The organism is Scytonema sp. PCC 10023 (genome assembly GCF_963920835.1).
Taxonomy (GTDB): Bacteria; Cyanobacteriota; Cyanobacteriia; order Cyanobacteriales; family Nostocaceae; genus Kalymmatonema.
The window spans coordinates 90,518-112,406 of sequence record NZ_CAWUDP010000021.1; the positions used below are offsets into that span (position 1 = coordinate 90,518).

Consider the following 21,889-nt stretch of genomic DNA (forward strand, 5'->3'; position numbering starts at 1 on the left):
CTTTGGTTGCCCACAGCTTTTGGTATATGACATGACAACGGTGCGGAATCTGGGTTATACCTCAAAATTCAAATGATAAACGGTTCAAGTTGGCGATCGCACCATTCTCCTTGAAAGCGTTCAGCTACATACGGTCTAACAATAAACTTGGGTGGATTACCATCTTTGACATCAATTCGTACAAATGAATACGGTAGTCGCTTTTGCTCATCGTAACCATCGCGACCAAGAAATAACAGAGAATCCGCAACTTTACGGGTAGGATTATCTGTACTGTCCTCAAAAGTTTCCATCAATTCTGACCCCTCCTTTCGCTGACGCCTGGGGTAATGACCGCTACCACCAGAGATAATGCAGTTGATGAAAGAGTCAGCGTGTCCAGTGTCCACAGTCCGGAGATGTTCTAGACAGTGTGCGTGACCATTTAAAATCAAATCGACTATCGGACGCCCTTTAGTCAGGGAACCAAGAGTGTCTGCGACTTCATCAAAAACCCAACGCAAACGGCGACGAACTGCTAAGGTTTGCGCTTGACGCCATTTGGTCTTCTCAGTGACGTAAGGAGGATGATGAAAATAAATAATACGTCCGCGTACTTCTTTACTATTCCAAGATAGAATAAGTCTTTGCTTGAGCCAGTTAAGTTGTTCAAAATCTACAGATGACCCTTTATGGGATTCTAATTGTTTTTCAATGTCGATTTTTATCTCGTCAATTTGGTATAACTTAGCTTTGAGGGCATCAAGTTGTTCGGCTTGTTCAGGTATATCCGGGTTGAGGTGAGAGCAAGCTTCGAGAATTTGCATCTCCTCTTGTTCTATCTCATGCTGACGATGAACCAATTCACGGCGTTCGGCTTCTCCTTCTTTCGTGGCTGGAAGTGGTAATGGTGCGTTAAAAGTATTCGAGTCGAGCGCGAAAAAGTCAATTCCACCATAACGGAAAGTGTAGTAGCGGTTGGGTAAGCGGGTAAAATGTCCGGTTTCATAACGCAAACAGCGTCCTGTATCAGTCTTAGCAGTATAATGGTTGTCTAGGTGATCCTCTAACTGTTCACCGGGGGCGATCGCCGCCATATAATCAAGAAATGCCCGTGCAAAAGCGTCACCCTGGTAAGATCCATGCCAGCCAATTTCTATATCTTTGTAGCGGAAGAAACGGCGCAGTGGTAGTGTGCTTCCTGCAAGTAAGCGGTACATCAACGGCACATCATAATAATCATGATTACCAAGGACTGGTAGAATTGGCAGGTTAAACACCATGCGATCGTAGGAAATGCGTTTCGGGTTTTCGCCACCGACTAGAAACTCGCGGTAAGGTTCAATAAAGTTGGTCGGGTAATACTCATGAGAACCCACCACATAAATTACATCGCCTGTGTGGAGTACAAAACGGCACTCCTCACGGTGAGCAAGCATTAATTCAGCAATTCGCCGTTGGGGGTGATGTCCGTGATGTTCCGTGGTGCCACTATCACCTATAACTATAAAGGAGAATTCTGGATTATCCGAGTTGCCATCATCTATAACCATGCTGGTTTGGTCAATCCTACGTTGGACAACACTCGGATGTCGCCACCGTACCCGTTCCTTCATCTTTTGGATTTTCACAGGAATTAGTGGGTCAAATATCCATTTCATAGCAGATAGTCCCAAATTTTAGTCAACATTCAATATAACTACAGGTCGTTTGTAGGGGCACAGCAATGCTGTGCCCCTACTTGAAACATCACCCTTTCCCGTACACTATTGATATCCGGCGGCTTGCAAAGAAAACAGAGTTGCATAACGCCCTCCTGCTTGCAACAAGTCCTGATGACTTCCCTGTTCCACAACTTCCCCAGCTTCAATAACGACAATTTTGTCAGCCATCCGCACTGTAGAGAAACGGTGAGAAATAAGAAATACCATCTGATTTTTGGTCAGGGCGCGAAAGTGATTGAAAATGTCAAACTCTGCTTGGGCGTCCATTGCTGATGTTGGTTCATCTAAAACCAGAATATCTGCATTCGTTCGCATAAAAGCACGGGCAAGAGCAATTTTCTGCCACTGACCTCCAGAAAGTTCCTGTCCCCCCTTGAACCATTTACCAAGCTGAGTTTGAAAGTTTTCGGGCAAATGTTGAATAAAAGGAAGCGCCATGCCTTTTTCAGCCGCAGTTTGCCATCGGGTTTTGTCTTCCATGCGTTCTACATCTCCCACCCCGATATTCTCACCAACGGTGAACTGGTAGCGGACAAAGTTCTGGAAAATCACCCCGATGCGTCGCCGCAGCACATCTACATCCCATTCTTGCAAGTCCAAACCATCTAGTAAAATACGTCCGGAATCTGGAGTGTAGAGTCGGGTAAGCAGCTTGATGAGCGTAGTTTTACCAGAACCATTTTCACCCACAATGGCTAATTTCTCTCCCGGTTTCAGGTGTAGCGAAATGTTTTTCAATGCAGGTTGCGAACTTCCTGGATAAGTGAATGATACATTTTCAAAGCGAACTCCGTCTTTAGGGATTATGCCTTTGGTGGCTTTGCCTTTTGCTTTTGGCACTTCCTCTTCTAAGAACTCGTAGAGGTTGGAAAGATAGAGGTTATCCTCGTACATTCCCCCGATAGAAGTCAAGGCACCGGAAAATGTAGATTGTCCTTGGCGGAACACGGTAAGATACATCGTCATGTCCCCTAGGGAAATTCTACCGGCAACCGTCTCCACCACAATCCAAGCGTATGCCAGGTAAAAGGCTGCGGTACTCAACAAACTCAGCAAATAACCCGATAGTCCCCGCCGCAGCGTTAACTCGCGGTCTTCACCGTAAAGTCTATTAAACAGGTTGTGGTAACGCCCCAGCAGCATATCCCCTAGTTGGTAGAGTTTCACTTCCTTGGCAAAATCTTCTCTAGCAAGCAAGGTTTCCAAGTAATGCTGCTGGCGGGTTTCCGGCGCACGCCAGCTAAATAGGCGAAAGGCTTCTCCCGCAAACTTCGTTTCAGCAAAGAATGCGGGCATAGCTGCTATGATCAGCATCACCACTGCCCAAATCGAGAATTTCACCAGCAAAACGCCGTAAGTCACGAGTGACAGGGCGCTTTGCACCAAGCCAAAAGTGCGGGTTACTAGAGACAGGGGACGAATCGATGCTTCTCGCCGTGCATTTGTCAATTTGTCGTAGAATTCCGAGTCCTCAAATTGGGTAAGATCAAGTGTCAGCGCCTTTTCTAGGATGAGAACATTTACCCGCTGACCAAGTAGCATCCGTAGCAATGATTGGCAAACGGTGAGTCCTCGCTGACTACCTGCAAGAGCGGCAACGGCGATCGCCTCTAATCCCACATACATCAAAGGGCGATAACTATTGACAAAATCGTTGTTATATGCATTAATTTGAGAAGCAGCAACAACAGCATCGACAATTAACTTACCAAGGTAAGCTACAGCAGCGGGTAAAAGACCTGCCACTAAAGTTAAAGTGGCAAGGATAATGGTTAGAAAGTGGCTAGTAGTCCACACCAAGCTTACAGCCCGTCCACTGTACCGGAATACTGCAAGAGATTGGCGCAGAGCGTTACGTTTTTTACGAATCCTCATATTATTTTTATAGTGTAAAATCGCCCTTGATTGCAGCGATCGCCGTACCTAAGATGCCGACACCCCAGAATGCTGAGGGCGTGATGTCAGTTGGGTGAAACCATGACAAAACCGGACAACCAACTCTGCCGAGTACTCATGAAGCGCCGTACAGAACTTTAGGAGAGGGATGCATAGGCGGTTTTTTCTCAATTAGTGTTGCGAATTTCCAAGTTAACCCGCCTATGCATGCCAAGGTGAGCTATGGGACGGTGGAGGGGGTACTCGGGAGTAGGGGTACTCGGGAGTAGGGGTACTGGGAAAATGAAGTGATGGGGTTTCTTAAAACTGCATAAGTTACTTTTACTTGCATTTATATAAAACTAAATGCGTCTCAACGAGGTATATTCTTGACAAACATAATTAGAATACACTCACTTACTACTACATCCAATCACTACTGACTACCACTATTTGACTGGTAATCACTCTGATGCAGGTCTATGGTTATTGATTCAATCATTTTAGTTCTTGTGAAAAGTTATATTAAAAAGTTTGCATCTTCATAAACAAATTTGGATACATGTTGAAAACAGGCTATGAATCATGATATTTATCTAAATTATTTAGTATAGATTAGAGGTTAAAAATGAAATTTTTCCAAAAGAGTACTTGGTTAACTTTAAGCCTTTTCTCGACCATATTACTTTCATGTTTAAGTATTGCTTCATTTCCAAATAATGGAAAAGCGCAAAAAAGTCTTAGCAAAAATATTTTACGTGTTGCATTGTACCCATATATTCCTGATGCGGCTAACGATAAATACAGAGAACTGCTTCAAAGAATTGAGACAGAATTCGAGGGGAAAAACCCTGACATTGATTTGGTTCTAAAACCTATTAAGGACGATGGTTTTTATGAGCTAGATACTTTAAAGACATGGCTAACTGAATCTCCATCGAATAATGGCTACCATCTTGTAGAAATAGACACTTTGCTATTGGGTGACCTTGTAGAATTAAATCTAATTCAAGCGTGGAATGCTCCATCAACCCAATCTGATTGGCATCCAGCAGGTCAAAGAGGTGTAACTCTCAATAATCAAGTATATGGTATTCCACATTGGCTTTGTGGTAACTTTATCTTTTCTCGCGACAAGTCAGTTGTAAAAGCAAAATCAATTACTGAGCTTCTTCCCGCTCTCGATCAAGTAAATCCAAAGACACCAAATGTAGCAGGAGATTTGGCAGGCTCTTGGGATTTACCTACGCTTTATCTAGACGCATGGGCTGATACATATGGTTTAGATGAAATTGCCTCGGCTATATCGACGTCCAATCCTGATAAAGTTGTCATGCAGTCATTTAAGAATTTCTCTAAAGAATGTGTAACCAACGGAAAAAATCCATGCTTAGATGGAACTTATAATGATGCTAATTTGAGTGCCAAAAATTTTGCTGATGGTAAAGTAGATACATTTTTTGGATATTCGGAAAGGCTAAATTTTATATTGAAAGAGGGAGTTAACACTAAAGATGTAAAAATAAGTTCCATACCACTGGGACAAAGAAAAAATCCCATCTTATTTGTTGACGCTTTTGTTTTACGTAATGATTGCAACAAAGCCTGTCAAGAAGCTGCTGCAAAGTTTGTAGCATATATGAATGCACCTCAAACTCACGAATGGATTTTAATGAGTCAAGATGCTGGGAATAAAGCTATTCCTCGATACCTAATTCCAGCAACATTGAGTGCGTTTCAAACGCCGGAAGTAAGGCAAAATTCATACTACAGAGTAATTGAATCAGAAACTAAAAAAGGTTTATCTTATCCCAATTCTGGCTTTCCAAAGATTCGTGAAGAAATGGAAAAAAACATTTTAAATGAGTTAGGAGTAGCTCCAAAAATGTGAATTTGATAGCTTTAAAACGCCTCTCTTGCGTAATTTGTGGAGGCGTTTTATCTGTTTTAATTTTTGATTTATAGTACTCCTTCCATCCCTCCCCATTACCAACTGACCGCTGTTGATGGATACCCCAAGGTGCATACTTTGATCTCCCCCTTCTCGGTCGCCAAGGAAGCATTTAAAGAAGCGGTTGATAATCCGCTCGTTAACATTTTGATAGCGATTATTGAGGGGTGGAGGAAGTATCAGAACCGAATAATTCAAAGCTCAAGTTAATGAAAAGTGTTCGCGAATAATATGGTCTACACCCATCTGTTGATAATCTTTCTGCGGACTGCGAGCATTTTGAGCAGAACTGCGGTATTGAAGTGCGAGCGGTAGCAGCAAAGAACCACCCGCGAGCGCTCCGACTTGCAGTAATTGCCGTCTAGATAATGATTTCATCAAAGAAGGGAATAGGGAACGCTTAACGGGGAACAGTTGAGCGTTCCGCTTTTCAAATGGGAGTTAGAGACCCCGGCTGACAAGCAGCTCTGTTTGAAGCGGGGTTTAAATCCCCGTTTCAAAGACCCTGTTGCCTGTTGCCTGTTGCCTGTTGCCTGTTGCCTCTTTAATCTGGGTCACCTGTGTGACTGGGTAATTAAGCGTTTTCATTTAGTCACAACACCAGAAAGTATCATTTCATTTTTGGTTTCAATAAATATTGTCTTTTTTTTTGATAGATGCTGCTTTTTTTTATTACTTTAAAATGAACTACCCCGGCGTAAGCGGACGGGGTATCAGAATCAAAATAGAGTTAATTGCTCATCTGTGTGTAACTTAAGATAGTCATTGCCCTGGCTTTTGACATATCTGGCATCATGCCCATAAAGAAGGGTGTTTACTGCTGTTACGAGATTATGGGCAATTAAGCGCACATGATTTAACACCATATACATTGACAGTCACTGCCAGCGATCGCCACTATGAATGACGATACGAATATCCTGGCATAGAAAGTACCCGCCGGAAACAAACGCTCTCATGTGGGAAACTATTCAAATCGTCCCATTGCTTCGCATTACCATTTAAACGAGACGACTTATCTCATCAAGTGAATCTGCTATGATGCCTGTACGTCAAACCTTATCGAAGCCTGATATCCAACTTTCTTATTTAGAATGGAACCAAGGTCAAGAACCTTTACTACTGTTACACGGTTTAGCCGACCACGCCTTAGTTTGGTCTAGCTTAGGAGATGACCTAGCGCCAGATTATCATATAATTGCACCGGATATGCGCGGTCATGGCGAGAGTACGAAGCCAGAAAAGGACTACAGTTTTGAGAGTGCGATCGCCGACTTAGAAGCACTGATGGATAGCCTGGGATGGTCGTCTGCTCATATTGTGGCTCACTCTTGGACAGGTAAACTAGCTGTTATTTGGGCAAGAGTCAATCCACAGCGTTTGCGGAGTATAGTTTTAATCGATCCAATTTTTATTTGGAAAATACCCAGCTTCCTGAAGGTAACGTTTCCCTTTTTGTACCAATTTTTGTCCTTTCTCAAAAGCATGGGACCATTTGCCAGTTACGAGGAAGCCGAACAGCAAGCGCGTCAGTTAAACCAATTCCAGGGATGGAGTAGCTTACAACAGCAAGTCTTTCAAGCAGGAATTGAACAAAAACCCGATGGAAGTTGGGGTAGTAAATTTACCATCGCAGCCCGTGACGGAATTTTTGAAGAAGTGATGCAGGTTCCCGGTTTTACAGTCCCAATTCACATCCCTACCCTCTTCGTACAACCAGAACAAGGACTTAACCGCAAAGATTGGCAACTCCAACCTTACAAAACCTATCTGAAAAATTTACGAATTTGTCAAGTTCCCGGCAATCATTGGGCATTTTTGACGCAGCCTGAAGCTTTTAACCAAACTGTAAAAACTTTTTTGCAGGAGCATAGAGGGTGATGGGGTAATGGGGAGAGCGTTTCCTCTCGTTCCTAGGTTGCACCTGGGAATACTTTCACAGAGGCTGCGCCTCTCATTTTACGCCCATTGCAGGCACCTCCCGCCTGTCATTCTTTGGCACCGGGGAAGGAGAATTATGCAACTTTAGTATCTTTGCAACTATCATTAGATAGATAATTTGCGCTCACTACCATATTCATTGCCAGTCATGAGCTTGTGCATAAACCCTACCTGCCCGCAACCAAACCACCCAGATAATGATGAAAACCGTTTTTGTCAAAGTTGTGGTTCCCAGCTGGAATTACTTGGGCACTATCGTGTGATGCGCCTTCTCAGCGATAAAACTGGCTTTGGCAAAGTCTATGAGGCTTATGAACAGGACACACCCAAAATCGTTAAGGTTCTTAAAGAAGAACTATCAAGCGACGCGAAAGCAGTAGAACTCTTTCAAAAAGAGGCTGCTGTATTGGGACAGTTGGATCATCCTGGTATTCCCAATGAGGATAGTTACTTCCAGTATCAGACCAGAATGGGTTTGGTGTTGCATTGCATTGCAATGGAGAAAATTGAGGGTCCCAACTTAGAGGGGTGGCTAAAGCAGCAGCAGAATAGACCCATTTCCCAAGACCAAGCCATCGCCTGGTTGAAACAACTGGTAGAGATTTTGCGTCTCGTGCATGGTAAGCAGTACCTGCACCGAGATATCAAGCCATCTAACATTATGATTAGAGCTGATGGGCAGTTGGTGTTAATTGATTTTGGCACCGCAAGGGAAGTCACAAGAACGTACTTAGCCAAAGTGAGCAGTGGTGCAGGTGGTATCACGGCAATTATGTCATCTGGCTACACTGCCCCAGAACAAATGAATGGTCTAGCTGTACCGCAATCAGATTTTTTTGCCTTGGGACGCACCTTTGTATTTTTGCTGACGGGACACCATCCCTTGGATTTATACGATGCTTACCACAATATGTTGGACTGGCGCAATCATGCCACTCACGTCTCACCGTTACTGTTAAATTTTATTGATTGGCTGATGGCGCGGGAAGTGAGTCAGCGCCCCGCCAACGCCCAAGAAATTTTGCGACGCCTAGCAGAGATTGAACAGCAACTGGGTGGAAGTACCGTTGCTGTAAATGTTGTGGGAAGTTTAAATACACAACAATTGCCACCGCCAAATACTACAACTTTACCGCCGCAACCTGGATTACCGCCACAACAAAAACAGCCAGAAAAAGTGCCTTTACTTTCCCTGTTTGCGGCGCTGCTGGTGGTTTTAGGATTTCTTGGTGTCGTAGCTTTAGCGACGAGAACACCACAATTTGCTTCCATTCCAAATTATGGGCAAGCTCCCCAAAGAAAAGGTAAGATAGATTACTTTCCCTATGAGGAAGGAAGAGACAGTCAAGGCAGGATAGCTCAATTTAACATAGCTGTTCTTTCGGTAGAATATAAATGGCTTTTGGGCAGCGATTTTCAAGTCAAATATAACGACCAAATTATTAATATTGATGCCTTAAGGTCAAATCTGGAACAAGAAGGGATACACAGGATAATGCAAAACCCAACCGAGATTATCTCTGTGGGAACAGCTTCTTGTGAGGGTGCTGTGGAAGCCGAAGAACGTAGGGCTTTTGAGCGTTCTAAGCAAATACAACTTTTAGGGAAAAAAATATTTAGCAATACTCCCAGCGTTAAAGGATATCGCTTATTGAATCTAGGTCAATTTCGGCGGAGTGACTGTCAGGCAAATCAGGATTTAACAGCATACCAAAGAAGCATTATTATTATTGGCGTGAGGAAACAATCAGAAGGCGTCATTCTGGATGAAGCGCTCAGGGATAGGTTAGAGAAGAAACCATTTGCTGATTTCAAGTTAGAAGATTATTCACTAGGTTCACTGGATAAGTTTAAAACAATACCCAGCAATTTGTAGCTGAAACCTGCTATATGGCTTCTAGCCCTGACTCTGTAAACTTCTCATTTCTTGTTGCACGTCCAATGCAATTTGCAATGCTTCATTTAGCAACCGCCCGTGTTCAGTCGCCTGTTCGCTCACTTGCATTGCTGTTAAGGTTGCTAAATTATTAATAAATAATTCTGCTCTACTCACAATAAACTTCTTATTCTCTCTTAAAATTCTTTCGGTTTTTAATGCCCGAACTAAATCATTTCTTGTCAATTTTAGTGCTTCTAGCACTTTCTTTCTTTCCTTTAAACTCACTCCAGGATTACCTGCCGCTTCTATTTGATCATTGATATCTATTGCTTTGATAACGGCATTATATCTATCAACATCATTTAGGAGAACCTTCAGCGAATGTGTAATATTTTTTTTGACAGTGCTAGTTCTTTGTTTCCATAAAACATATAAGAAAACTTGTGTAACCGTTCCAAAACACAAAGTAAATATTACGAATAGGAGCCAGGAAGGTATTGTTACCCAATTAGCAAATAGTCGGATAATGAGATCAAATGTAACATGACTAAAAACTAGTATAGTAACTCCAATAAAAACTACGGTAGCGCCCTCAGGTCCTTTCGCTTGTTTTATAAATCGACTAACGGATCTTTTTATAGGATGAATAAGAATTATAAGTTCATCGTTTATAGGCAAATCAGTCAATTTTTGTAGTTCTTTTTGACTAATCTCCAATCCTTGCAAATCATCACGCACAGCTTTAATATCCTCTTTAATATAGTTTTTTTCCAGTATTATATAACAAGAAAATTTACGCCAGACAAATAACGTTTACATTTTTATGACGAAAACTTAACAAAAGTTATTTTTTAGAGCCAAATCGTATTGACAATCTGTAACTTTTGATACTAAATTATATGACTTTCACCAAGTGTATTGCCGCTTCCTTAACTTCTTTTACATATTATCCGTCAAGGTTTCAGGATGAGTTTTATAAATCTTGAGAAACTGGGTTCTTGTATAATAATTTGTTCCTAAAATTTATTGACTTGCAAGACATTAAGCACTGACACAAACAGCAGCGCTGAACCCACTTTTTGGTAGAAAAAAAGAATGAACAATGAAGAGTGAAAAAAAAACAATCAAAAAAGACAAAAATTGTTTTTTCCAAGACCCTACGTAGTATTTATATACTAATGTGAATTTTGGCAACGAGCAAATTAGGATAATGCAACAGCGTCAGAGACAAATCATTTATTACCACAGCATGATGATTTTGTAAAGTACCTAAATCCTATTTTCTTATGTCTTGTTTCTTCTTTGTTTACTAGTAGTACGCCAAATAATGCCCCAAAGGGCGAGCATTTTGTCTAACTTCAACCCAACCCCCAAATTCAGAGGAGACGCTTCGCCTCCCCTCCTGAAAAAGCCATGATCTAGAATCTGCTAAATGTAACGGATTGCAAAGTATAATGAAAACCAGAAAACGATTAAGAAATATTGAAGAACAGTAAGGTTAAATGCGAGTAGCGATCGCCGGAGCGGGTTTAGCAGGGCTTTCTTGTGCCAAATATCTCACCGATGCAGGTCACACTCCTATTGTCTTAGAAAGCCGAGACGTACTGGGGGGTTTGGTAGCAGCGTGGAAAGACAAAGACGGCGACTGGTATGAAACAGGGTTGCACATCTTCTTTGGGGCATACCCCAATATGTTGCAGCTGGTGAAGGAACTGGGCATTGAAGACAGATTGCAGTGGAAAGAACACTCGTTGATCTTCAACCAGCCCAATAATCCAGGGACTTATAGTCGCTTTGATTTTCCAAATTTGCCAGCGCCTTGGAATGGTATAGCAGCTATTCTACGGAATAACGATATGCTCACATGGCCAGAGAAGATTCGCTTTGGTATCGGCTTGATACCAGCGATGATTCTAGGGCAAAGGTACGTAGAAAAGATGGACAAGTACTCTTGGTCCGAATGGATGAAAAAGCAAAACATTCCTCCACGAGTAGAAAAAGAAGTATTTATCGCCATGTCCAAGGCGCTGAATTTCATAGATCCTGATGAAATTTCGGCAACAATTCTTCTGACAGCTCTCAATCGCTTTCTTCAAGAGAAGAACGGCTCGAAAATGGCTTTTCTGGACGGTTCCCCGACAGAACGGCTATGCCAGCCGATGGTGGATTACATTACCGAACGCGGTGGCGAAGTGAAGTTGAATGCGCCCCTCAAAGAAATCGTGCTCAACGAGGATGGCACGGTGAAGCATTTTCTAATTCGAGGTTTAAATGGCGAAGATTATATAGAAACTGCGGATTTGTACGTCTCGGCAATGTCAGTAGACGTAATGAAGGTTTTACTACCTGCACCCTGGAAAAAAATAGAATTTTTCCAAAAATTGGAAGGTTTAGAGGGGGTACCGGTGATAAACTTGCAGTTGTGGTTTGACCGTAAACTTACAGATATTGATAACCTGTTATTTTCGCGATCGCCCCTGCTGAGCGTTTATGCCGATATGAGCAACACCTGCCGTGGATACGCCAACCCCGACTGCTCAATGCTGGAACTAGTCCTAGCTCCCGCAAAAGATTGGATTGCCAAATCTGAACAAGAGATTTTGCAGGCAACTCTTGCGGAACTAGAAAAGCTGTTTCCCGACCATTTTGGGGGAGACAATCCAGCAAAGTTGCTAAAATATCATGTCGTTAAGACGCCGCGCTCAGTTTACACAGCAACGCCTGGTCGTCAACAGTACCGTCCCTCACAAGTGACTCCAGTTGCTAACTTCTACCTGGCAGGGAGTTACACAATGCAACGTTACTTAGGGAGTATGGAAGGTGCCGTACTTTCTGGTAAGCTGACAGCGCAGGCGATCGTCCGTAATACTGCCGAGGGGTTTTCACAAGAACAGCCCCTCCCTGGTTCCTTTGGAACGAGGCAAACACCTCTTGAGGCGTTTGGGCGTTAGGTTAGGACGCGCTAAGCGATTGCTGAAGCACATCCGGTGGCAAATTCTAACAGCCTGCAAACGCAAACCCTTCAGCCTGCAACGAATGCTGCAACTGCCTGATTCTCCCCCATGCATGAAAACGTTGGTCTCTGTAGACGAGTCATATCAACTTTGTCGCCATCTCACAGCAAAGTATGCCAAGACTTTTTACCTTGCCACACTGCTGATGAGCAAGGCAAAGCGCCAGCATATTTGGGCAATTTATGCTTGGTGTCGCCGTACAGATGAACTGGTGGATGGTCCTGTGGCTAGCATGACCACACCCGAAACTCTCGATATATGGGAGCTGCAACTGGAATCCATTTTTGCGGGACGCCCAGTAGACAGTTTCGATGTTGCATTGGTGGATACCCTCCACCAATACCCGATGGATATCCAGCCCTTTCGGGATATGATTGACGGTCAGCGCATGGATTTATACCGCAGTCGCTACCAAACCTTTGATGAGTTATACCTCTACTGTTACCGTGTGGCTGGCACTGTAGGCTTAATGTCAACAGCAATCATGGGGGTAGAGACCTCCCCAGACTCTTCTCCCTGGAACCAGAACAAACAGCCCTATATTCCTACAGAAGAAGCAATTGCCTTAGGAATTGCCAGTCAATTCACCAATATCCTCCGGGATGTAGGCGAGGATGCAAGACGGGGGCGGATCTACATTCCTCAAGAAGACTTGGCGCGGTTTAACTACACTGAACAAGACTTGTTGAAAGGAGTGGTGGATGAGCGCTGGCGGGCGCTGATGCGCTTCCAAATAGCACGGACGCGCCAGTTTTACGCCAAGGCTGAAAAGGGAATAAGTCACCTGTCTGCCGATGCACGATTGCCTGTATGGGCGGCTCTAATGCATTACAGTCGAATTCTTAAAGTTATTGAACGCAACAATTATGATGTGTTCAATCAGCGTGCCTACGTGCCCAGATTGCAAAAATTAGGCACTTTGCCAGTAGCATGGTTGCGGGCACAAGTGCTATAAAGATGTAGTCATTTTGTCATTTGTCCCGATAAATGACAAATGACAAATGACAAATGACAAACGGCACATAGGTATTGACATTCAAACTTAGAGTTTGATACTATTAATAACCATGACCTTGGAGAGGTGGCTGAGTGGTCGAAAGCGGCGGATTGCTAATCCGTTGTACAGTTCGTAAGGCTGTACCGAGGGTTCGAATCCCTCCTTCTCCGTTGATAAAGCAGAAAAAACCAAAATAACACTCTAGGCATAGATCAGAGAAACATTTTTACTCCTCTAGGGGGATGTTATTATTTATTTTCTGGAGCCATAAAAGAATTTAATTCATTATCAAATTTGAATTTTACTTTTAGGCTGCAAAAAAAAGAGGAGTAAAACTCAATATATGCAAAAGATAAATACTGCTTTGGCTGTGGCTTTGGCTACCCTGGCAGTTGGTTTCCTGGCAGCCGCTTGTGACAACACTGCCCCAAATAATGCAGGTGGTACTGGTAATGGAGGGAGTGCCACCCCCGCAGGCTCAACGACAACAGCGACCAGTGGCGGTGGCAATGGGTTGAAAATTGGTTCCCTACTACCAGCAACTGGGGATTTGGCTTCCATCGGGCAGCAAATTATACCATCAATCCCCTTCCTTGTGGAAACTGTTAACGCTTGCGGCGGCGTCAACGGTCAACCTGTGACCCTTGTTGCGGTAGACGACCAAACCGATCCCAAAGGCGGTGCTGCTGGTATGACTAAACTAGCAACAGTCGATAGGGTTGCAGGTGTCGTTGGCTCTTTTGCCAGCAGCGTTACTACTGCTGCTGTTTCAATTGCTGCCCAAAATAAAGTTATGTTAGTTTCTCCAGGTAGCACTAGCCCCGTATTTACTGAACAGGCGAAACAAGGTAAATTTAATGGCTTTTGGGCACGTACTGTTCCACCTGATAGTTATCAGGGACCAGCTTTAGCCGCACTTGCTAATAAAAGAGGTTATAAAAGAGTTTCCACCGTCGTCATCAACAACGATTACGGTGTAGGTTTTGAAAAAGCATTTGTCCAAGCTTTTGAAAAATTGGGGGGAACCGTTGTTAATAAAAACAATCCCATCCGTTACGATCCCAAAGCAACCACATTTGAAACTGAAGCATCTGCTGCTTTTGCTGGTAAGCCTGATGCAGTCCTTGGCGTTTTTTACGTAGAAACAGGTAGTTTACTCATAAAAGCAGCTTACCAGCAAGGTTTGCTGCAAGGGGTACAAGTCATGCTGACAGATGGCATGAAGTCAAATGAGTTTCCTGGGCAAGTTGGCAAAACCAATGACGGTAAATATATCGTTTCTGGAGTTATCGGCACAGTACCGGGTTCCAACGGCAAAGCATTAGAGGCACTTACAAAACTTTGGCAGTCCAAAAGAGGATCTCCACCAGGAGAATTTGCTCCTCAAGGTTGGGACGCTGCCGCCTTGCTAGCGTTAGCAGCACAAGCCGCCAAAGAAAATACAGGTGTTGCCATAGCCAGCAAAATTCGTGAAGTTGCCAATGCCCCTGGAACAGAAGTGACTGATGTTTGTGAGGGACTAAAGTTACTCAAAGAAGGTAAAGATATTAACTACCAGGGAGCCAGTGGCAACGTAGATGTTGACGAAAACGGCGATGTCATCGGTATCTACGATGTCTGGGAAGTTGGGGACGACGGCAAAATGAAGACGATTGACAAAGTTAGCCCAACGAAATAAAAGTTAGGTGTAGAGACGCGACGCCCTTCGGGTTGGCCAGTTCCCTACGGCGGGAAACCCGCCTATGTCCTTCGGACACGCTGCGCGAACAGGACTGGACTCACCAGTCGCCTGACGGCACTCCCCAAGGGCGGAGGGAACCTCCGCACGGGGGTGGCTCCGGAGGGAGACCAACGCCAGTCATTTACGGCGGGAGACCCGCCTGCATGGCTAGCGCTCCTCCTGCAGCGCTGGCTCGCCATGACACGTCTCTACTTAATATCCTTTTACGAGCCAAACAAACTGCCAAAGTTGTAACCAACTCCTATCGACAAACCGATGTCGGTATCATCAAAAAATGCCGCATTCACAGCTGCTGTTGCCGTAAATTGAGGCGTTATAGGCACATCGATTCCACCAGTTAGTAGGAAAGCGGCTTCAGTACCATCACCTGTATTAATAGCTGCGCCACCTCCAATGTAAGGAGCAATAGGTAACGGTTCAGCAAACTCATCTGATAACGGGTTAAATGAAAAGTCATAAGTGACCGGAAGTAGAATAACAGGATCGCCTCCGATCACTGCCCCTGGACGCACCGATATAGCATTTGTCAACCCGATTTTACTGATAACCATAAAATTAGCGTCGCCTAGAGCAGAGTCACCACCCAGACCGATATTTCCTGCTATTCCGATATAACTTGAGCCGCCACGGGTTGGTCTGCCTGGATCGATATTAATATCGGATTGTGCCACCTTAGAAGCAGATGGTTTTGGGGCTTCATCATTCTGGGCATTTTGGGGGTCTGCAAGAAGTGCCGCAGATGAAGTTGCTGTTGTCCCAGGAACAGGCTTTACCACGCTCTTGGCAGTTTCCTGGTGCGTGCTAGTTAAGAGCTGTTGCGACTGGTTTATATTTGACACTGGCGCTGAATTATCTTCTGCGACAGTGAATTCTACCGAAGTCGGAGTAAAGGCTTGTGGGTAGAAATTTTCTACTTCAACACTTACCTGATTAAAAGACGCTTCAGTTCCGGAAGACTCGGTTAACTGCTGAGTGCTTTTAGTATCTACCGTTTGCGCACTAGCAGATAAGCTGCTTCCCAGAACCGCCATAGCTGATAAACTCAGCAACACAAATACATTCTTGCGAGAAATAATAGTATTCATAATTCACTCCTCAAAAAATATTGCCTCACTCAATAAATAAGGCTTTCTCTGGCTTTTAGCCTACTTTTGGCAATATTCAACATTTAACATCAAAAAATCAATTCCTACATCCTCAATTTGACTAAACTCACGAAAATTTTGAAATCAGAAATTTAAAAAATTTGTACTTAGTTTGACAGATGACGAAAAATATCTGTATGCTATAAGAGTGAAAAATTGGTAATAAATGCAAGGTTGCTACGAATCATAGCCAACAAAAATTTAAAGCAATCAAGGCAAACTCTACGCTTCAACTTTAGTTTGCTAATATAAAAATCGAGTTGACTGGGTATTGTAGAAAGCTTGGCTGTAATGCGTTTTAGCTGTTTATCAGGTTTGCTCAAACTACTGACTTTGGTAAAACTTCCGTGTGCAAAAGTCTTTAAGCACACAGCATATATAACCTCTACGGTAATTACGTAAATAAACTCTTGAAAAAGCAATGTGCTTAAAAGCACATTGCTTTTTCAAGAATTACTTCACAGAATTTTCATATATGAGTGATTAGTATACACAATCAACTCAAATTCTCTAATATCACTAAATTTTAGACTGATAGTGACTGTATATGCACTGAATAGCCTATGCTTTTTCATGAAAAATTTGTAAAGTGACTATTATTCTTTATATATCCATGATAAGTTATCACTTAGTCATTCAAGTTTGTAGCCGTTGCACTGGAGAATTGCACTTAAACAAGCCGTCAATACCCCTAAAAAATCGAGAGCGAAAGCAAACTCTTTCCTCAGGAACTTAAGTTTCAAATATTGTATCGGCTATATAAAAGTTCAGTTTGATTAAGTATCTTGATTCTCTGGTGGTCAAATGAGATGTTGACTGTGCAAAGCGCTGCGCTGGAGGCGAGAAAGATTTGCCGAACCGCCTAACAAGCGATCGCGCCGTGCACAGTGCTCTTAGGCGAGCGACAAATCTTTTAAAAGTTTATAATTTGCATTTAAGTTTCTTTTAGAACTGTTCATTTGCTGCGGAATAGGTGCTGTACACAAATGGATGAAAATAGTGAAATCAGGGTGTTAATGAACTCTCAATATGCTCTTCATTCTCCAATCTTCTGTTTTCTCAACCAACCGAAAGTTAGATATAAGTTAGAAGCGTGCAAGCCATGAACAAAGTTAAAATTCTGAACCTGGAAATTGACAATTGGTCGAAGGCAGAATTTTTAGAGAAATTGCAATCTGGGGTAGTATTTACGCCGAATGTTGATCATTTGATTAAACTACAAAAAGACCCGGAATTTTTGCAGGCGTACAGTATTAGTGATTATAAGGTTTGTGATAGCCAAATACTGATTTATGCGTCTAAATTTTTAGGAACGCCAATCAAAGAAAAGATTGCAGGTTCCGACTTGTTTCCTGCTTTCTATAATTACCATAGGCGTAATGAAAACATCAAAATCTTTCTTTTGGGCGCAGGTAAAGGAGTTGCTAGTAAAGCTCAAAATGAAATCAATAGGAAAACAGGCAGAAATATTATTGTTGCCTCATATTCTCCGCCTTTTGGATTTGAGAAAGACGAAGAAGAGTGTCAGAACATAGTGAACATGATTAACAATTCTGGTGCCACTGTCTTAGTTATAGGAGTTGGTGCTCCAAAGCAAGAAAAGTGGCTATACAAGTACAAGAAGATGTTACCCCATATCAAGATATTTATGGCTCTGGGTGCCACCATTGATTTTGAAGCAGGAAATGTGAAAAGAGCTCCAAAATGGATGAGCGAAGTTGGCTTAGAGTGGTTGTTTAGAATTGTATGTGAACCAAAAAGATTATGGAAAAGATACTTAGTAGATGATCTTCCTTTTTTTATACTCATTCTGAAACAAAAGCTCAACTTATATATAACCAAGGAACATAAGAGCAGCAACCCGATTTGGCAAATTGCTGACAGATTCTAGGTACTGAAATATGTAAAAATATGTAGGATGCGTCACACTGTGTAGCGCATCCTACAGCTTTAATTAACTGTTTACCATGTCAGCTAATTTTCCTAAGTGAGTCTTTCGAGATAACATTTCTGGTGTGCTATCAAGTCCGACTTTCTCTAAAATTCTTTCCCAACGGTATACCCAGTCATGACGTAGTAGAGAATTCATCACATTATCTTTACGAATTCTATTTAGGCGATCGGGTTGTGCATCAAGTTCAGTTATAATATCGGCTATATTAGCAGCATCATAAGGAATTTCAATTACTGCATCAGACCAGTTGAAGTAAGTCGTATAAGCTTCACAAACTGGAGGAGTCCCAATCATAACGGCTCCCCCTGCTGCTCCCTCAAAAAAACGAGAACCTAATTCTTCTTGACCACCGGTTTGATCAACAGCGTCAAATTTTGCTTTATTAGAAATATAGTAGCGACTTCTCTTAATCAAATTGCTATATAAAATTCGATGTTCTTTATAGTCCATCATTTGTAAACCTTTAAGAGAGTCAAATAAATATAAAAAGTTTTTCCGTTCTGCTACTTCCAGTAAAGCTTTGTGTACTATTGGTGAACGGCGACCGATACTATAAATATCTATAGAGCGTTGAGGTGGTTGCGGGTATGAGCAAAATTTTATAGTATCGACCCCATAGGGTAAAGAATAACAAGGACGTTGAACCAAATTAGAAATAGCATTTATGCTAGAACTTTGTGTCGTAAAAATATAATCAAAATCTTTCACCACTTCCAAACAAAGTCTAGTTTTATGGTTTCCAATTTCTTTTGCCCAAATTTCATCTATCCATAAAACAGCTTTACGGCATTTCTCTCGCCACGCTTTCATGGAATTTATACAAGCGAGATCCCAAAAGTGTTGGCAGATAAAAAATAATAAGTCGTACTCTTTATCTACAATAGAGGGTATGCAACCCGAACTGAGAAATTTACCTTTATTAGTCGTCATTGCTACATAGTTTGCCAGCTTTTTCTTGACTGTACTGGCTCCACCAGAAGCTAAGACAGGAGTGAGTATATCCGCATAATCAAAAGTACAAATAGTATCTTCAAATTCATACTCAGCAGAACGATAGGCTTCGGAATGGAAACCACGCATTGATACCAGTAAAATACGTGGTTTTTGATTAGAACGAAGATATAAATTTTTGGATAATAAATTTTCTTGAGACATTTGAGATAGAATTAAATTTTAGCATAATTTTATACCAATGTCCAAAATCTTTGCAACACATAAATCGGCTGTAGGGGTTCAGAAGCTTTGCACCCCTACCCAGGTATCTGTCGCATTCTTTGTCGAAATTGGTATTACACTTAGTAAAAAAGCATACTTTTAATGACTGTTAGTGCCACTACCCCCTTGGCCAACGCAGCACCTGACTCAAAAGTTTCTGCTTGTCAGTATTGATACTTTTCCAGTTATCTAGCAGAATACCTCCGGTACCTTCACTGTTGGGATTCCAGCACCAATAGGTAAAGCTAAGCTTTTTCTTATCAATATAATCAACTAACTGCCTCTGCCAAATCCCCTGTTTAGATTTTGTATCCACCTGAGGTCCACCAAATTCACCAATCAAAATCGGGGCAATACGTTGGGTAGCAATATATTGAAATCCGATCTCCCAACGTTGATACAAATTTTTGGGAAATGTAGGTTCGGAAAACCAGCGCATATCTGAATTACCATATTCGTGAGGAGAATATACTAGCTTTTTGGGAACTCGCAGGCGCACTGGATATTTGCGGACACCCTCTAGATTTGCCCCCCACCAGTATCCTGACTGTTTTTGACCAGGGACATTTTCGACTACCCCCTCCACCACAATCAACCAATTTGGATTGACACTGAGAATACTATTTCCAGCTCGTTCTGCGGCTAACCGCCAGTCTGTAGCGCGATCGCCTGTTCCCCAACTAGCACGACCGTGCGGTTCGTTTTTGAGATCCGCCCCGATGACGTTGGTATAGCCTTTGTAGCGTTTCGCTAGCAGCGTCCAGGCGTCAATCCAGTCTTTCTCAGTAAAGCCGTCACCATACCACAGTTCCGATTCGACATTGTCGTTGAGCCGATGACTGTCAAGCAGAATTAGCAACCCCTGTCGTTTCGCCTCCTGGATCACTATATCCATGACCTCCAGCGGAGTCTTGCCGTACAAATCTTTATTTGCGCCAATGGAAAAATCAACACCAGTGATGTCACGAGAACGCAGTGCTTGTACAGAATAGGGGAAGCGGATGACGTTGTAGCCCAGACTTTTCATCTGAGCGAGCATATCTTTGTAATCCCTCGCCCAAAGTCCATGAGGAACATGATTTGGTAGTTCCATGCCAAACCAGTTGACACCACGCAGCAGAACAACTCGACCTCTGGCATCAATAATCTGAGAACCGCGAGTAGACAAAGGAAAGACAATAGTCGTAGCTGCTTCGCTTGTAGCCATATCAAATTGCTTTACAAACAACGGCGAACAACTACTGAGAATTGTGTAAAGTAACACTAAAGCCAAGCCAACCGCAATATTTTTTGTGACTTGTCCCCACTTTTTGTAATAGTAAGCAATGGAAAAACTAATATTGCGTACTATGGTAAATCCCTGTTTAACAAAAGTTGGTCTACGCATAAAACATCGTTTGTTAGTACATACCTGCTGTTCCTGCAACTTTATCTAGGATTCTGCCCAGAGCTGCTCCTGCTGCATCACAAGAAAAATGTTCTTTGGCGTAGCGTTTAGCTGTTTGACCAAGACGGTTGCGTAGTGCTGAATCGTTCCATAACATTTCTATCGCCTGCACTAAATCCTCAACAGATTGAGGTTCAACCAACAGACCAGTCTCGCCATGCTGAATATAATCTTCTGCTCCATGACAACGGGTGGCGATGATTGCACGACCCATGAGCATAGCTTCTACAATAGTGATTTGTCCTGCTGCTGTCACTTGCGGTTTTGGAAGCAGAGGTACGATGCTGATCCGCGCCTCTTGAGCTAAACGCAAGCAATCTTCCCTACCAATACCAAACGGTGTTTTCACATTCGGCGGAACGGTTAATCCTGCTAATGCATGTTCGCTTGATGCGACAACAGTTGGTAGGTTTAGCTTTTCTACTGCTTGGAAGAAGGTGGGAAAGTCGCGGTGAGCAGAACCGAGTGCTGTGATAAAAGGATCGGTCGTATTTTCTTCATAAGTGACGGGAATCTCTGATTGGTGAAAGGGGACAAATTCAAAACGCTCCTTTGGGATTCCCAACCACTGGTGGTAGATATCCACTTCACGCCGTGTGTGGACAACAAAGCGATCAATGTTTTTTAGGCTAAATTGGGCGATCGCTTGCCGAATCCCACTAGAGCAGGTGCCAACATTGAATAACCAAGCCACTACAGGAATGCGCTTGCGAGTAAGCCGCTGTTGCATTCCTATTACTGCTGGTAGCTGAGGAAAAACGGTAATTACGCCTCCCTTAGTCGCCTTCATCGCTTCCATACCATGTTGCTGATAAATGAGCCAATTCCTAAATCCAGTGACAGAAGACTTTTGATTGTGCCAGTTTTCTAACGGTTTTGGACGTGGAACGATATGGAACTGGTGGCGATCGCCCGGAACATTTCGGGTTAACCAAGGCTCGTTGATGAGGTTGGGCTTATTAATAAAGGGGGCTGCAACTGTCCAATGCATGGAAATCGAGAATCTTTATGTATAAATTATTTTCAG

The 21,889-nt window shown here is 42.8% G+C and carries 15 protein-coding genes and 1 tRNA gene; 8 read left to right on the top strand and 8 right to left on the bottom strand.

Translation table 11 applies throughout. The annotated features are described in order from the left end of the window. Nucleotides 1-68: 68 nt before the first annotated feature. Both ACM0OZ_RS15085 and ACM0OZ_RS15090 read right to left on the bottom strand, forming a co-directional pair. Complete coding sequence (locus ACM0OZ_RS15085) at nucleotides 69-1,640, bottom strand: metallophosphoesterase family protein (protein WP_414583631.1); 1,572 nt, start codon at nucleotides 1,638-1,640, stop codon at nucleotides 69-71. 105 nt (nucleotides 1,641-1,745) lie between these two features. After that, a complete protein-coding gene (locus ACM0OZ_RS15090; RefSeq protein WP_414583632.1) occupies nucleotides 1,746-3,578 on the bottom strand; it encodes an ABC transporter ATP-binding protein in 1,833 nt (610 codons plus the stop codon). A gap of 628 nt (nucleotides 3,579-4,206) precedes the next feature. Between ACM0OZ_RS15090 and ACM0OZ_RS15095 the strand changes: the two genes are divergently transcribed. After that, nucleotides 4,207-5,469 (top strand): extracellular solute-binding protein, encoded by a 1,263-nt coding sequence (locus tag ACM0OZ_RS15095; protein WP_414583633.1) that lies wholly within the window; start codon nucleotides 4,207-4,209, stop codon nucleotides 5,467-5,469. A 261-nt stretch (nucleotides 5,470-5,730) separates the two neighbouring features. Here ACM0OZ_RS15095 and ACM0OZ_RS15100 read toward each other — a convergent pair whose 3' ends face one another. After that, nucleotides 5,731-5,907, bottom strand: coding sequence for a hypothetical protein (locus ACM0OZ_RS15100; RefSeq protein ID WP_414583634.1), 177 nt, complete (start codon nucleotides 5,905-5,907; stop codon nucleotides 5,731-5,733). 663 nt (nucleotides 5,908-6,570) lie between these two features. Between ACM0OZ_RS15100 and ACM0OZ_RS15105 the strand changes: the two genes are divergently transcribed. Further along, on the top strand, nucleotides 6,571-7,410 hold the full coding sequence (locus ACM0OZ_RS15105; RefSeq protein ID WP_414583655.1) for an alpha/beta fold hydrolase: 840 nt from the start codon (nucleotides 6,571-6,573) through the stop codon (nucleotides 7,408-7,410). Nucleotides 7,411-7,618: 208 nt separating this feature from the next. Beyond that, a complete protein-coding gene (locus ACM0OZ_RS15110; protein ID WP_414583635.1) occupies nucleotides 7,619-9,346 on the top strand; it encodes a protein kinase domain-containing protein in 1,728 nt (575 codons plus the stop codon). Nucleotides 9,347-9,367: 21 nt separating this feature from the next. On the opposite strand, the gene ACM0OZ_RS15115 is transcribed toward ACM0OZ_RS15110, so the two are convergent. After that, on the bottom strand, nucleotides 9,368-10,087 hold the full coding sequence (locus ACM0OZ_RS15115) for a hypothetical protein (protein WP_414583636.1): 720 nt from the start codon (nucleotides 10,085-10,087) through the stop codon (nucleotides 9,368-9,370). Nucleotides 10,088-10,851: 764 nt separating this feature from the next. On the opposite strand from ACM0OZ_RS15115, the gene pds reads away from it, so the two are divergent. From pds to ACM0OZ_RS15135, 4 genes are all read left to right on the top strand, one after another. Then, entirely contained in the window at nucleotides 10,852-12,300 is a 1,449-nt protein-coding gene (gene pds / locus ACM0OZ_RS15120; RefSeq protein ID WP_414583637.1) for a 15-cis-phytoene desaturase, read from the top strand. 85 nt (nucleotides 12,301-12,385) lie between these two features. Beyond that, a complete protein-coding gene (gene crtB / locus ACM0OZ_RS15125) occupies nucleotides 12,386-13,318 on the top strand; it encodes a 15-cis-phytoene synthase CrtB (RefSeq protein WP_414583657.1) in 933 nt (310 codons plus the stop codon). Nucleotides 13,319-13,438: 120 nt separating this feature from the next. Next, nucleotides 13,439-13,530, top strand: a tRNA-Ser gene (locus tag ACM0OZ_RS15130). Between the two features lie 173 nt (nucleotides 13,531-13,703). Next, nucleotides 13,704-15,038, top strand: a complete 1,335-nt coding sequence (locus tag ACM0OZ_RS15135; protein WP_414583638.1) for an ABC transporter substrate-binding protein — start codon at nucleotides 13,704-13,706, stop codon at nucleotides 15,036-15,038. A gap of 266 nt (nucleotides 15,039-15,304) precedes the next feature. Here the strand turns inward: ACM0OZ_RS15135 and ACM0OZ_RS15140 are convergent, their stop codons facing one another. Further along, entirely contained in the window at nucleotides 15,305-16,186 is an 882-nt protein-coding gene (locus tag ACM0OZ_RS15140; RefSeq protein WP_414583639.1) for a hypothetical protein, read from the bottom strand. Nucleotides 16,187-17,348: 1,162 nt separating this feature from the next. On the opposite strand from ACM0OZ_RS15140, the gene ACM0OZ_RS15145 reads away from it, so the two are divergent. Continuing rightward, nucleotides 17,349-18,137, top strand: coding sequence for a WecB/TagA/CpsF family glycosyltransferase (locus ACM0OZ_RS15145; protein ID WP_414583640.1), 789 nt, complete (start codon nucleotides 17,349-17,351; stop codon nucleotides 18,135-18,137). A 63-nt stretch (nucleotides 18,138-18,200) separates the two neighbouring features. On the opposite strand, the gene ACM0OZ_RS15150 is transcribed toward ACM0OZ_RS15145, so the two are convergent. The 3 genes from ACM0OZ_RS15150 to ACM0OZ_RS15160 form a co-directional block, all read right to left on the bottom strand. After that, on the bottom strand, nucleotides 18,201-19,355 hold the full coding sequence (locus ACM0OZ_RS15150; protein ID WP_414583641.1) for a glycosyltransferase family protein: 1,155 nt from the start codon (nucleotides 19,353-19,355) through the stop codon (nucleotides 18,201-18,203). 178 nt (nucleotides 19,356-19,533) lie between these two features. Further along, entirely contained in the window at nucleotides 19,534-20,802 is a 1,269-nt protein-coding gene (locus tag ACM0OZ_RS15155) for a glycoside hydrolase family 5 protein (RefSeq protein WP_414583642.1), read from the bottom strand. A 13-nt stretch (nucleotides 20,803-20,815) separates the two neighbouring features. Next, the gene (locus tag ACM0OZ_RS15160; protein WP_414583643.1) at nucleotides 20,816-21,853 is read right to left on the bottom strand and encodes a glycosyltransferase family 4 protein; all 1,038 of its coding nucleotides are present in this window, start codon (nucleotides 21,851-21,853) and stop codon (nucleotides 20,816-20,818) included. Nucleotides 21,854-21,889 lie beyond the last annotated feature (36 nt).

Bases quoted from the DNA above. Each gene is read 5' to 3' on its own strand.
- ACM0OZ_RS15100 (WP_414583634.1), bottom strand. From the start codon at position 5,907: ATGAAATCATTATCTAGACGGCAATTACTGCAAGTCGGAGCGCTCGCG.
- ACM0OZ_RS15160 (WP_414583643.1), bottom strand. From the start codon at position 21,853: ATGCATTGGACAGTTGCAGCCCCCTTTATTAATAAGCCCAACCTCATC.
- ACM0OZ_RS15085 (WP_414583631.1), bottom strand. From the start codon at position 1,640: ATGAAATGGATATTTGACCCACTAATTCCTGTGAAAATCCAAAAGATG.
- pds (WP_414583637.1), top strand. From the start codon at position 10,852: ATGCGAGTAGCGATCGCCGGAGCGGGTTTAGCAGGGCTTTCTTGTGCC.
- ACM0OZ_RS15140 (WP_414583639.1), bottom strand. From the start codon at position 16,186: ATGAATACTATTATTTCTCGCAAGAATGTATTTGTGTTGCTGAGTTTA.
- ACM0OZ_RS15090 (WP_414583632.1), bottom strand. From the start codon at position 3,578: ATGAGGATTCGTAAAAAACGTAACGCTCTGCGCCAATCTCTTGCAGTA.
- crtB (WP_414583657.1), top strand. From the start codon at position 12,386: ATGCTGCAACTGCCTGATTCTCCCCCATGCATGAAAACGTTGGTCTCT.
- ACM0OZ_RS15095 (WP_414583633.1), top strand. From the start codon at position 4,207: ATGAAATTTTTCCAAAAGAGTACTTGGTTAACTTTAAGCCTTTTCTCG.
- ACM0OZ_RS15135 (WP_414583638.1), top strand. From the start codon at position 13,704: ATGCAAAAGATAAATACTGCTTTGGCTGTGGCTTTGGCTACCCTGGCA.
- ACM0OZ_RS15105 (WP_414583655.1), top strand. From the start codon at position 6,571: ATGCCTGTACGTCAAACCTTATCGAAGCCTGATATCCAACTTTCTTAT.
- ACM0OZ_RS15155 (WP_414583642.1), bottom strand. From the start codon at position 20,802: ATGCGTAGACCAACTTTTGTTAAACAGGGATTTACCATAGTACGCAAT.
- ACM0OZ_RS15145 (WP_414583640.1), top strand. From the start codon at position 17,349: ATGAACAAAGTTAAAATTCTGAACCTGGAAATTGACAATTGGTCGAAG.
- ACM0OZ_RS15110 (WP_414583635.1), top strand. From the start codon at position 7,619: ATGAGCTTGTGCATAAACCCTACCTGCCCGCAACCAAACCACCCAGAT.
- ACM0OZ_RS15150 (WP_414583641.1), bottom strand. From the start codon at position 19,355: ATGTCTCAAGAAAATTTATTATCCAAAAATTTATATCTTCGTTCTAAT.